The organism is uncultured Intestinimonas sp. (assembly GCF_944387245.1).
GTDB lineage: Bacteria > Bacillota > Clostridia > Oscillospirales > Oscillospiraceae > Intestinimonas.
Window position 1 is genome coordinate 1 of the sequence record NZ_CALXEE010000074.1, and the last position, 11,807, is coordinate 11,807.

The window sequence follows — 11,807 nt, forward strand, 5'->3', positions numbered from 1 at the left end:
CCCGCCGACTGGACCAGTATGGATGTGTGCGCCAAGGTGCGGGGCATTTTTCACGAGAAGCGGGTGGGGCACGCCGGCACCCTGGACCCCATGGCCACCGGGGTGCTGCCCGTGTTCATCGGCCGGGCTACCCGGGCGGTGGAGTTCGCTTCTGAATCCGAAAAGGAATATATCGCGGAGCTTAAACTGGGCGTTATTACAAATACCCAGGATACCACCGGTGAGGTGGTGGAGGAGCGGCCGGTGACGGTAGGCCGGGACGAGGTGCTGGCGGTGCTGGACCAGTTCCGTGGGGATATTACGCAGATCCCGCCCATGTACTCCGCCATCAAGATCGGAGGCAAGAAGCTCTACGAGCTGGCCCGGAAGGGCAAAGAGGTGGAGCGGGCGCCCCGGCCGGTCTCCATCCACGAACTGGAGCTGCTGGAGTCCACCGGACCGGCGGACTACCGACTGCGGGTCCGCTGCTCCAAGGGGACCTATGTCCGCACCCTGTGCCACGACATCGGCCAGGCCCTGGGCTGCGGCGGCTGCATGGGCGCTCTGCGCCGGACCATGGCCGCCGGCTTCACCCTGGACGACGCGGTGACGCTGGAGGCCGTCCAGGCCGCCGCCGACCGGGGGGAGGCGGAAAGTCTGCTGCTGCCGGTGGACGCCTACTTTGCCGGACGCCCCATTCTGATCCTGAAGCCGGAGGAGGAGAAAAAGCTCCGCAACGGCATGACCTTGGTGATGCCCTCCCTACCGGAGGGGGAGTACCGGGTCTATGGCGGCGATCAGACCTTCCTGGCCCTGTGCCGGGCGGAGCGGGGCAAGCTTATTACAGTCAAAAGCTTTTTCCCGGTGTGAGCCGGGAGAGGAAAGAGAGACGATTCCATTGAACGAGACAAAACGAGCCATCGCACTGGGCTTTTTTGACGGGGTGCATGTGGGTCACGGCGCACTGCTGAGCCGCGTGGGAGAGGTATCGGCCCAGCAGGGGCTGATCCCCACCGCCTTTACCTTTGATGCCCACCCCGGCAGCCGGATCACTGGAGCGGTGACCCCCCTGATCAACTCTCCCGCCGACCGGGCCGACCTGATGCGGCGGTGCTACGGTATCCAGGAGGTTATCGTGGCCCACTTTGACAGCATGATGCGCATGGACTGGCGGGATTTCGTCACCGAGTATCTGGTGAAGGAGCACGGAGCCGCCCATGTGGTGGCCGGCCACGACTTCCACTTCGGTTACAAGGGAGAGGGCAATCCCCAGCGGCTCCAGGAGCTGTGCGCCCAGCTGGGCGTGGGGTGTAATATCATCCCCAAGATCGAGCTGGAGGGGATCACCGTTTCCTCTACGTACATCCGTACCCTCATCGCCCAAGGGGAGATGGAGCGGGCCATGGAGTTTCTGGGCCATCCTCACGTGCTCACCGACCGGGTGAGCCACGGGAAGAAGTTGGGCTCCACCCTGGGCTTTCCCACGGTGAACCTCCACTTCCCGGAGGGCGTGCTGGTACCCGCCCACGGGGTGTATGCCACCCGGGTGTGGTTCGAAAACGGCGATAGCCGTCCCGCTGTCACCAACATCGGCGTCCGCCCCACGGTGGACGACGGGGACAAGGTCAGCGTGGAGGGCTATATCCTGGATTTCTCCGGGGACCTCTACGGCCAGACCATCCGCATGGAGTTCTATAAGAAGCTGCGGGGAGAGCGGAAGTTCCCCTCATTGGAAGCCCTGCGGGAGGAAGTCATGCGCAACGCCCAGGAGACGAGAGACTTTTTCCGCACCGTCTGAACCCAGACCATAGGCAAGAGGGAGGGAGCTCCGATGCGATATAAGAACATGTACTTTGCGATCCTGGGATACGCACTGGCCCTGATCCTGGCGGGACTGATTTTTGATGACCCGGCCAACATCATCCCGGGGCTGTGGAAGATTATCAATACCCAGGATGTGCTCATCACCGACTATGTAGCCATCGCGGGGCCGGGGGCGGCCTTTGTCAACTCTGCTCTGGTGACCCTGATCAGCGCCGCCATCCTGTTCCTCTCCCGGTGCCCCCTCAATGGCTTCACAATCACGGAGATGGGCCTGATGTCAGGCTTTGCCCTCTTCGGGAAGAATATCACCAACATCTGGCCCATCTTCCTGGGCACCTGGATCTATGCCCGTATCCAGAAGGAGCCATTCTCCAAGTATACCTCGGTGGCGCTGCTGGCCACCGCGCTCTCACCGCTGGTGAGCTATATGGCCTATGGAAGTCTTTATTCCCACCCTTTGGGCGGACTTCTCATCGGCGTTCTGATCGGCATGGTGCTTCCCCCTCTGTCGGCCTATACCTACAAGGTGCAAAACGGCATGAACCTCTACAACATGGGCTTTGCCTGCGGCCTGCTGGCCATGATGCTGGTGCCCATCCTCACCGCAGTGGGGGACGCCCCCAGCAGCGTTCTCTACTGGGCGGAGGGGTATAATCTGCGCTTTGGCGCGGCTATGGCGCTGATGTGTCTGGTGTTCATTGTGTGCGGCCTCTTCTTTTCCGACCGTCCGGTCTGGGCCTCCTGGGCGGGTTACCGGCGTATCCTCACCAGTACGGGACGGGCCCCCAGCGACTTTCTGCGTATGGTAGGTACAGGGCCGGTGCTCATCAACATGGGTGTGAATGGGCTTCTGGCCACCGGGTATATCCTCCTGGTGGGAGGAGATCTGAACGGGCCCACCTTGGGAGGCATCCTCACCATCATCGGCTTCTCCGCCTACGGAAAGCATGCAAAAAATATCCTGCCCATCATGTGCGGCGTGCTCCTGGGCGGTATCTTCATGCACTATACCGTGGAGGCACCGGCGCTCCAGTTGGCCGCCCTCTTCGGTACCACCCTGGCCCCCTTCGCCGGTGTCTTTGGGTGGCCTGCGGGCATCCTGGCGGGCTTCCTCCACTCAGCGGTGGTCCTCCAGGCCGGGTATGTGCTGGCTGGTGTCAATCTCTATAACAACGGTTTTTCCGGCGGACTGATCGCAATCGTGCTCTTCCCTCTCATCACGGCCATCTTCCGTCACCGGAAGCCGGAACTGACGCCCAGAAGTCTCTTTGATGTGTTCGAGGAAGACAAGCCCGCGCTTATGGAGCGCGATCTTCCGCCGGAAGAGCGGACCCCGGAGGGAAAGCCTTTCCCCGTCATCCAGGAAAAGCAGGAAGAGAAAAAATCGGATCAAGAATAAAAAATGTGCCGTTTCCCACTGCTGTTGCGGGAAATGGCACATTTTCTCTTTCAGCTTCGGGCGGAGAGGCGGACCACCAGGGCGGTGCGGTCATCCTGAGGGCCGTGCTCGTCCACATTGGTTGAGACCAGGGCCCGTGCCAGGTCCTTGGGGCTCTCCCCGTCGAAGGCGGCCAGGGCGTCCCGAAGCCATTGGTCCTCGCGCTGCTCCGCCACGCCGTCGCTGACCATCACCACCACATCTCCGCTCTCCAGCTGGAGCCGGGTGATGTCGGGAGCGATTCGCTCCCCGTCGGTGAGCCCGGCGGGGAGGGTGGCGCCGGTGATGCGGCTCACCGAGGAGCCCCGGCGCAGGTAGGTAGGGGCGGCGCCGAATTTATAGAGGGCGGCGGCCCCGGTGAAGAGGTCCAGCTCCAGCAGGTCCACGGTGGTAAAGCCACCCTCCTCTTCGCTGCGGAGGGCCAGAGCGGCGTTGAGGGTTTTCAGGGCGATTTCGGCCTGAACTCCCGCCCGTAAAAACTGCTCCAGCAGGCGGACGGCCAGCTTGCTCTCCCGGCTGGCGGCGGGGCCGCTGCCCATGCCGTCGCACAGCATGACGTAGAGAAGTCCCTCCGGGGTGCGGAGGAGACCGCCGGCGTCCCCGCTCACTGTTTCGCCCCCCTTCTGCCGGGCGGCAGCCCCCATGACGGCCTGGAGGGGTTCGGCCTGGGTGAAGACCAGGTGCTCTCCCGTGCCGATGGGGGATTCCTCCTCCGCCGCATGGAGAGAGACCTTCAGCAGGGAGGAGAGGGTGGCGCGCTCCTCCTCTTTCCGGAGGGGCGCCAGGTCGGGTCCGGTCACCTCACAGCGCAGGTGGCCGGCCTGGTCGTAGTAGACCCAGGCGTCCCCCTCCAGCCCCAGGGCGGTGAGATGGCGGCGCAGCCGCTTTTCACGTACCGGGTCTGGGGTCAGTTCCCCGGAGAGCTCGGCGGCCGCCTGGCCCAGCAGGGTGGAGAGGGTGCCGTACTGCCGGAAGACGGCGGCCCGGTTCTCCTGGAGCCGGTTCTGGTACTGCCGGCGGCAGAGGGCGGCGGTGAGGGCCTCATTGGCGGCGGCCAGGAACTGAGGAAAGTGGAGACAGCGGGTGGTGAAGTGCTGGGGGAAGTCCCCGGCCTCGCCCCGGCCCCGCTCCGCCATGGCGGGCAGGGCGTCGTTGAGGGCGTTGAAGGTGGTGTTGTAGTTCCGCTGCCAGCAGGCGTCCCGGAGGGCGCACCGGCGGCACACCTTGTCCGCCGCCCGGTCAAAGACGGTGGAGAGGTCGCCGTCGTTGGGGGCACTCCCATGAAAGCTCCCCCGCATGGACTCGTAGAGGGTGCGGAAGGCCTCGGCGGTTTGGGTTAGCCGTTCCCGGACGTAGGCGGCTGCCCGGTCGGCGGTGCCGGGGGAGCGCTCCCGGCTCAGCCGGGCGTGGACCTTGCGGAGCAGCTGCTCCGGCAGCAGGAGGAAGAGGACGGAGGCGGCAAAGACCTCATAGAGGAGGGGGAGCTCGGCGCCGCCCTCCCAGGCCCACAGCACCACCACGGCGTTGGTGAGGACGTAGGCCACGGCGCATCCCGTCCGGGACCGGCCCTGAAAGACGCCGGTGACCAGGCCGGCGCAGCCGTAGCACACGGTGCAGGACCAGTCCCCGCCGCCCCGGGCCAGGTCCATGCTCAGCCCGGCGGCCACGCCGGCGGCGGCGCCGACACCAAGGCCCCCCTGGGAGGCAAAGACCATCACCGCCAGGGCGGCCAGGACACGGCCGGCGGAGATGATGTCCCCCACCAGGGTGAGCTGCGCCAGGGAGATGAGGACGGTGCTTCCCAGGATAAAGAGGCTGGCCAGCTGCCGGGTGGAGAGCTCCCCCTCCTCCCGCCGGTCCAGCCAGGGGGAGAAGGCGGTGCGGTAGAAGTAGACGCAGGCGCCGGAGAGCAGCAGCTCAGTGAGGAAAAAGATCACGGTGGAGATCTCCCAGCCCCCCTCTCCCAGATAGACGAAGCCGGTGGCGCCGGAGAGCGCCGCCGTCACCGCAGGCATGAACCAGCTGCGCTGGTACAGCTTGATGTCGAAAAAGGCAAAGGCCACCGAGAAGATGAGGATGGCCGCCGCTACGTACCGCAGTCCCTCGGCCAGCCCCCGGAAGGCGAGATAGCCGAAGCAGGCCCCCAGCAGGGCGGCAAAGCCCCCCAGCCCAGAGCCCGAGCAGCCCACCATGGACAGCCCAAAGGGGGCACAGCCGTTCAGGATCTCCGCCCCCGCCAGTACCGCCGAGAGGATGAAGCGGATGACATACTCCGCCCCCCGCACCAGGGCTGGCGCCCGGAGCACCAGCCTGCCCGTCCGGGCCATCTCCTCCCGGGCCTGGGCTGCCTTTGACTTCCATCCAACCTTCGCCGCCATGGACGATCTCCTCCTGTGTATCGGGTAGTAGAGACAGTATAATCCATGATTTGGAAATATCGCGTCGGAAGTGGGAACACCCTTTCTGCGATTTTCTGCGGCATTCTGGCGCCTTAAGCGGATTTTCCGGGCATTCATGGGCAAAACGGTATAAAAGACGGCGCCACTTGCCCAGAATGGCGGTTTATGGTATGATGAAAAGAACCAAATTGAACCGGAGGAAGACCGTGAAGATAGGAAACGTGGAGATTGACTCCCAGCTGGTGCTGGCCCCCATGGCAGGGGTCACCGACCTGGGATTCCGTACCATTTGCCGGGAGCTGGGGGCGGGCTACACCGTCACCGAGATGGTGAGCGCCAAGGCCCTGTGCTACCAGGATAAAAAGTCCGTCCCGCTGCTGAAGCTGGGGGAGGGGGAGCACCCCGCCGCCGCCCAGATCTTCGGCTCCGACCCGGTGTGCATGGAGGAGGCCGCCGCCATTGCCGGGGAGGTGTCCGGAGCGGACATCATCGATATCAACATGGGTTGTCCCGTGCCCAAGGTGGCCAACTCCGGGGATGGCTCCGGACTCATGCGCACCCCGGACCTGGCCGTCCGGGTGGCCGAGGCGGTGGTAAAGGGGGCGGGGAGCCGCCCCGTCACCGTGAAGATGCGCCTGGGCTGGGACAAGGGCTCTATCAACTGCGTGGAGCTGGCCAAGGCCATGGAGGAGGCGGGTGTGTCCGCCGTGGCCGTCCACGGCCGCACCCGGAGCCAGCAATACGCCGGTACCGCCAACTGGGACTACATCCGGGAGGTGAAGGAGGCCCTGCACATCCCGGTCATGGCCAACGGCGATGTCTTTGAGGGGAAGGATGCCGTGCGCATCCTCCGCTGGACCGGCGCTGACGCCGTGATGATCGGACGGGGCTGCTTCGGCAATCCCTGGCTCTTCCAGCAGGCCCAGGCCGCTCTGGAGGGGCGGGAGGTCCCGCCCCTGCCCCCTCTGGCGGAGCGGTGTGAGACGGCCATGCGGCAGTTTGAGATCAACGCCGCCCACAAGGGGGAGAAGATCGCCTGCCTGGAGGCCCGGAAGCAGTACTGCTGGTACCTGAAGGGGGTGCCCCATGCGGGCTACTGGAAGGAGCAGATCTGCCACGTGGAGACCATGGAGGACCTGCGCCGGATCACGGCGGGCATCCGGCGGGACCTGAAATGATTTGACAGAAAGGGAAGGCGGGTGAAGGGTCGCCTTGACGGAACAGGAGCTGGTGGAACGGGCCAGAAAGGGGGACGAGTCCGCCTTCGAGGTCCTGGTCACCGACAATGAAAAGCGCATTTATAATCTCTGCCGGCGGCTCACCGGCAACCCGGAGGACGCCGCTGAGCTGACCCAGGAGGCGTTCCTCAACGCCTGGCGGGGGCTGGGCCGCTTCCAGGGGGAGAGCAGCTTCTCCACCTGGCTCTACCGCCTGGCCTCCAACGCATGCATCGACTTCCTGCGGAAGGAGAAGCGGCGGCAGAACCTCTCCATGACGGTCTCCTTAGACGACGAGGAGGAGGCGCGGCAGGTGGAGCTCCCCGACGAGCGCTACACCCCCGAGCGGGAGCTGGAGCGCACGGAGGTCCGGCAGGCGGTGGCGGCGGGGCTGGAGAGGCTCACCCCGGAGCACCGTCAGGTGCTGGTCATGCGGGAGATCAACGGTTTGAGCTATGCCGAGATCGGCGCGGTCCTGGGCCTGGAGGAGGGGACGGTGAAGTCCCGCATCGCCCGGGCCAGAAATGCCCTGCGAAAAGTTTTGACGGAGCGGGGGAACTTTTTTGGCGAGCTTTCGTCTAGAAAGTGATGAAACAAAGGAGAGGAGGTGACCTGTTCCATGTGCGACTGCGACCGCGCTCTGGAGCTTTTGAGCCTGGAGCTGGACGGTGAACTGACCCCGGAAGAGAAAAGAGAGCTGGAGGGCCATCTGGCTGCCTGCGGGGAGTGCCGCGGGGCGGCGGAGGAGCTGCGGCAGCTCCGTGCCCTCCTGCCCGAGCTGGAGGAGGAGGTGCCCGACGGGCTCCACCAGGCCATCATGGACAGGATCGGGGCGGAAAAGGTGGTCCCCCTCTCCAGGGTGAGCAAAAAGTCCCGCATCCGACGTTGGGCCTCCCTGGCGGCGGTCTTTGCGGTGATCCTGCTGGGGGCCGGCACCCTGAAGACCCTCCAGAGCAGTGGCTCCACCGGCGCCGCTCCGGCGGCGGCCAGCGTGACCACGGCAGAGTCCGCCCAGGATACGGTAGGTGCCGCCGGGGGCGATGCCGGACAGGCTGAGATAGAGGGCAAGGGCAAAGAAGCCAACCTCTCCGACGGCGACGCACTGCCGTCGGAGAGTGCGCCCGCGGTGGTCCAGGAGGATGCGGAGGCGGGCGGTAGCGGAGCTATCCTGCGGATGAGCCCACCTGCGTCGGCCCAGCCCACACCGGCCCCGGCCCAGGAGGTGGGAGACGTGGCAAACGGTCAGGAGAGCGACAACCAGGCAGTCACCTTCAGCGTGCTGCCGGCGGAGGCAGCCACCACCGACGGGGCCGTCCAACCTGACGGGGATACCACCGAGACCCTGCGTGCCAACTGCGCCGCCTGGCTGGCGGCATCCGCCTTCGAGCAGAAGGACCGGGTGGACACAACCCTGGTATCCATTGCCCAGGTGACCGAAGGGGAGCTGACGGCGGCGGTCTGTGATGACGAAAACGCCGCCCTGATGGATGGCACCGACTGGGCCGTGACCCTGGGGGACACCTCCGGTCACGACTATGCCATCCTCCTGTGCGACAGCGAGACCCTGGCCGTGCTGGGCTATGTGCCCATTGCGTGATAAAAAAGAGCGCGTGCTCACGGAATTATCCGTGAGCACACGCTCTTTTCTTGCCTTTAAACTGTGCACGGAGCCGCGGCACTGTCCAGAAGGGCGGGGAAATCTGCCCAGCGCTCCAGGGTAAGGTGGTCGGCGGCGGGGGTGTTCTGGGAGGGGGAGAGAGCGCCGGTGTACCACACCGGCTGGATGCCGCAGGCGGCGGCGCCGGCGATGTCACAGTCCGGATTGTCGCCGCAGTACCACACCTCGTGGGGTTCCAGGCCCGCCATGGTGAGAGCCAGCCGGAAGATCCGGGGGCTGGGCTTGCGGAAGACGTACTCGCTGGTGGCCAGGATGAATTCAAAGCGGTGGTTGGGCAGCAGCCGGTCCAGCCGTGCTCGGAGGGCGGCACCGGAGAAGGAGAGGTTGCTGATGACGCCGGTGCGGATGCCTCGCTCCGCCAGAAGATCCAGCAGAGGGAGGATGCCCTCGGTGGGGCGGCCGGGGGCGGCGGCGTCCCAGTAGAGGGTCTCCAGGGCCTCCTCCGGCAGGGAGAAGGAGAGGCGCTGGGAGGCAAAGACGTACCGCTGGAAGGGCAGGTTGTGGGTCTCGTAGAGAGGGATGTGGCCGTCGGCGGTGCGGAAGCGCTCCATCTCGGCCTCCAGGGCGTCGATGTAGTCGGCCAGTTCCCGAGCCGTGCGGCCCAGCGGGTTGGCGTCGGCGTGGGCCAGCACCGCCTCCATCCCCAGCTCCTTGTTGAAATAAGGCTCGTCGATGAGGGTCTGGCCGTAGTCAAAGAGCACCATTTTCGGGTCATTCAGGCGCATGGGAAAATCTCCTTTCGCGGCGGACAAAGCGTATTTTCTTCCGCAATCATACCGGTTCCAGTCCCTGTTGTCAAAGAAAAGAGGGGGCAGCTTGGAAGGAATTTGTATGGAGACTACATTTTTTATAAAAAATGAGTTGTCAATTATCCGGTATTGAGATATAATGACTAAGACAGTGACGCAGACAAACGGGCGGCGCTTTCGTGAGATCCCAAATGTAAGGAGAGGAAACAAGATATGAGCTATTCCGTACAAAATATTCGCAACGTATGCCTGCTGGGCCACGGTGGAAACGGAAAGACTTCCCTGGCCGAGAGCATGCTGTTTCAGACCGGCGCCATTGACCGTCTCGGCAAGGTGACCGACGGAAATACCACCTGCGACTACGACCCAGAAGAGGTCCGCCGTCAGTTTTCCATCTCCACCGCCGTGGCGCCCGTAGAATATAAGGGTTGTAAGATCAACATTCTGGATACCCCCGGCTACTTCGACTTCTCCGGCGAGGTCATGGAGGCCCTCCGTGTGGCCGACGCCGCCGTCATCGTCTGTTCCGCCAAGAGCGGCATGAGCGTGGGCGCCGAGAAGGCCTGGAAGTACTGTGAGGCGCGGAAAATGCCCCGCATCCTCTACATCTCCAAGACCGACGAGGACAACTCCGACTACAACGCCGCTTTCGACACCCTCCGGGAGCGTTTTGGCAAGAACGTGGCCCCCGTGGTGGCCCCCATCTGGGATGAGAACAAGAAAGTCATCGGCATCATCGACGTGCTCAACAAGCGCGCTTACGACATTGAAAACGGCAAACGCCACGAGATCCCCGTGCCCGAGAACAAGCAGGAGGTCCTGGACGAGCTCTATAACGCCCTGGTGGAGTCCGTGGCCGAGACCAGCGAGGAATTCATGGACCGCTATTTCAACGGCGAGGAGTTCACCTACGCCGAGATGATCCAGGGCCTCCACGCCGGCGTGAAGGATCTGTCCATCTTCCCGGTGGTGTGCGGCTCCGCCCTCACCGGCCTGGGCACCCAGATGCTGCTGGACAATATCGTCAACCTGCTACCCTCTCCCCTGGAGGGCAAGTCTGAGACCGGCGAGGACGACCACGGCGACGTGGTGGAGTTCGCCGTCTCCCCCGGCGCCGTGCCCGTGGCCTTCGTGTGGAAGACCGTCTCCGACCAGTACGGCAAGTACTCCTATGTGAAGGTGCTCTCCGGCACCATCGAGTCGGATATGCCCATGGTCAACGCCCGCACCGGCCTGACCGAGAAGCTGGGCCGCCTGTATCAGGTGAAGGGCAAGAAGACCGAGGAGGTCAAGAAGCTCTCCTGCGGCGACATCGGCGCCATCGGCAAGATGGATAAGCTGAAGACCGGCGACACCCTGTGTGACCCCCGCAATGTTATCAAGCTGGAGCCCATCGACTTCCCCGAGCCGGTGTACTCCATGGCCATCTCCCCCAAGACCAAGGGCCAGGACGACAAGATCGCCGCCGGCCTTGCCCGTCTGGGTGAGGAGGACCAGACCTTCACCGTGGTCAACAATGCAGAGACCCGCCAGGTGGTAGTCTCCGGCACCGGCGACATCCAGCTGGATGTGCTGGTGTCCCGCTTGAAGAGCCGCTTCGGTGTGGACGCCGAGCTCTCTACCCCCCGTGTGCCCTACCGGGAGAAGATCCGCAAGAAGGTGGAGGTCCAGGGCCGCCACAAGAAGCAGACCGGCGGCCACGGCCAGTTCGGCGACGTGTGGATCCGCTTCGAGCCCGGCGAGCAGGAGGAGATGGAGTTCTGCGAGGAGGTCGTGGGCGGCGCCGTGCCCAAGAACTACTTCCCCGCCGTGGAGAAGGGTCTCCGGGAGGCCGTGCAGCACGGCGTGCTGGCCGGCTACCCCGTGGTGTATCTGAAGGCCACCCTGTATGACGGCTCCTACCACCCCGTGGACTCCTCCGAAATGGCATTCAAGACGGCCGCCCAGCTGGCCTACAAGGCCGCTCTGGCCCAGGCCAACCCGGTGCTGCTGGAGCCCATCGGCGAGCTGAAGGTCACCATCCCCGACAGCTACATGGGCGACGTCATCGGCGACCTCAACAAGCGCCGCGGCCGTATCATGGGTATGAACCCCGACCATGACGGCAACCAGATCGTGGAGGCCGAGGTGCCCATGGGTGAGATGACCTCCTACGCCATCGACCTGCGGTCCATCACCCAGTCCAGAGGCTCCTTCACCTACCACTTCGTCCGCTACGAGGAAGCCCCTCCTGCCGCTCAGGAGAAGGCCATCGAGGCGGCCAAGGCCATGCAGGACGCGGAATAAAGGAAACTGTCATCTCAGGGGGGCTTCCTCGCAGGGCCCCGTCGTCGGGGCAAAGTCCGCTCCGCTCCGTTTCCGCCTGAAGGCGAAAACTGCGCTTGGCTTCCTTGCCCCTCCTCTCCCAAATGGACCCGCCTTGTCGGGTTCCATTTGGGGCCCCGACAGATGGGACGGCGCATCCGCGCCGTACAAGGGCCGGGACCGGAGGGTCCCGGCCCTTGGCGCAGGCGGAATTCACTT

General features: G+C 64.4%; 9 protein-coding genes. 7 read left to right on the forward strand and 2 right to left on the reverse strand.

Annotation, left to right across the window (positions count from 1 at the left end):
- From truB to Q0K15_RS09235, 3 genes are all read left to right on the forward strand, one after another.
- Positions 1–849, forward strand: an 849-nt coding sequence (gene truB, locus Q0K15_RS09225) for a tRNA pseudouridine(55) synthase TruB (protein WP_294515559.1), incomplete at its 5' end; no start/stop codon positions are given.
- 28 nt (positions 850–877) lie between these two features.
- Positions 878–1,777, forward strand: coding sequence for a riboflavin biosynthesis protein RibF (gene ribF / locus Q0K15_RS09230; protein ID WP_294515560.1), 900 nt, complete (start codon positions 878–880; stop codon positions 1,775–1,777).
- Positions 1,778–1,810: 33 nt separating this feature from the next.
- Positions 1,811–3,202, forward strand: a complete 1,392-nt coding sequence (locus Q0K15_RS09235) for a DUF1576 domain-containing protein (RefSeq protein ID WP_294515561.1) — start codon at positions 1,811–1,813, stop codon at positions 3,200–3,202.
- Positions 3,203–3,252: 50 nt separating this feature from the next.
- Here the strand turns inward: Q0K15_RS09235 and Q0K15_RS09240 are convergent, their stop codons facing one another.
- Positions 3,253–5,619, reverse strand: coding sequence for a SpoIIE family protein phosphatase (locus tag Q0K15_RS09240; RefSeq protein WP_294515562.1), 2,367 nt, complete (start codon positions 5,617–5,619; stop codon positions 3,253–3,255).
- Between the two features lie 227 nt (positions 5,620–5,846).
- On the opposite strand from Q0K15_RS09240, the gene dusB reads away from it, so the two are divergent.
- Genes dusB through Q0K15_RS09255 form a run of 3 tightly spaced genes read left to right on the forward strand, consistent with a single transcriptional unit; the run spans position 5,847 to position 8,454 of the window.
- Entirely contained in the window at positions 5,847–6,818 is a 972-nt protein-coding gene (gene dusB, locus Q0K15_RS09245) for a tRNA dihydrouridine synthase DusB (RefSeq protein ID WP_294515563.1), read from the forward strand.
- 34 nt (positions 6,819–6,852) lie between these two features.
- Positions 6,853–7,446 carry a sigma-70 family RNA polymerase sigma factor gene (locus Q0K15_RS09250; protein WP_294515564.1) on the forward strand — a complete coding sequence of 198 codons (594 nt, stop codon included), beginning with the start codon at positions 6,853–6,855 and terminating at the stop codon, positions 7,444–7,446.
- Between the two features lie 30 nt (positions 7,447–7,476).
- Positions 7,477–8,454: a zf-HC2 domain-containing protein gene (locus Q0K15_RS09255; RefSeq protein WP_294515565.1), complete on the forward strand. Its 978-nt coding sequence runs from the start codon at positions 7,477–7,479 to the stop codon at positions 8,452–8,454.
- Between the two features lie 56 nt (positions 8,455–8,510).
- On the opposite strand, the gene Q0K15_RS09260 is transcribed toward Q0K15_RS09255, so the two are convergent.
- Positions 8,511–9,260 (reverse strand): HAD family hydrolase, encoded by a 750-nt coding sequence (locus tag Q0K15_RS09260; RefSeq protein WP_294515566.1) that lies wholly within the window; start codon positions 9,258–9,260, stop codon positions 8,511–8,513.
- Positions 9,261–9,497: 237 nt separating this feature from the next.
- Between Q0K15_RS09260 and fusA the strand changes: the two genes are divergently transcribed.
- Positions 9,498–11,570 carry an elongation factor G gene (gene fusA, locus Q0K15_RS09265; protein ID WP_294515567.1) on the forward strand — a complete coding sequence of 691 codons (2,073 nt, stop codon included), beginning with the start codon at positions 9,498–9,500 and terminating at the stop codon, positions 11,568–11,570.
- Positions 11,571–11,807 lie beyond the last annotated feature (237 nt).

What these genes read in the sequence shown, in the direction of transcription:
- Q0K15_RS09240 (WP_294515562.1), bottom strand. Translation starts at nt 5,619, where the DNA reads ATGGCGGCGAAGGTTGGATGGAAGTCAAAGGCAGCCCAGGCCCGGGAG.
- fusA (WP_294515567.1), top strand. Translation starts at nt 9,498, where the DNA reads ATGAGCTATTCCGTACAAAATATTCGCAACGTATGCCTGCTGGGCCAC.
- Q0K15_RS09235 (WP_294515561.1), top strand. Translation starts at nt 1,811, where the DNA reads ATGCGATATAAGAACATGTACTTTGCGATCCTGGGATACGCACTGGCC.
- Q0K15_RS09260 (WP_294515566.1), bottom strand. Translation starts at nt 9,260, where the DNA reads ATGCGCCTGAATGACCCGAAAATGGTGCTCTTTGACTACGGCCAGACC.
- Q0K15_RS09255 (WP_294515565.1), top strand. Translation starts at nt 7,477, where the DNA reads ATGTGCGACTGCGACCGCGCTCTGGAGCTTTTGAGCCTGGAGCTGGAC.